General features: G+C 44.4%; 1 pseudogene. It reads left to right on the plus strand.

The window, feature by feature from the left end:
* A pseudogene (locus KFE26_RS24460) lies at positions 1–279 on the plus strand (IS5/IS1182 family transposase); the annotation flags it as partial.

Here is a 279-nt window from a genome sequence, read left to right on the forward strand (position 1 = left end):
GTCATTGGAGCACGGTCTTTAGACGGTTTCATTTATGGTCTAAGAAAGGCGTTCTAGCACATTTATTCAAGGCCTTAGCCAACCTTGCTGATATAGAATGGGTCTTTATTGATGGCTCGATAGTGCGGGCTCACCAGCACAGTGCAGGTGCCGCGACGCTAAGTAATGAGAGTATTGGTAAAAGTCGAGGCGGTAATTCAACCAAAATTCACTTAGCCGTCGACAGCGGAGGATTACCGATTTATTTCGAATTATCAGAAGGCCAAAAACACGATATTA

It is taken from the genome of Shewanella sp. M16, from assembly GCF_018224605.1.
In the GTDB taxonomy this organism is placed as follows: Bacteria; Pseudomonadota; Gammaproteobacteria; order Enterobacterales; family Shewanellaceae; genus Shewanella; species Shewanella oncorhynchi.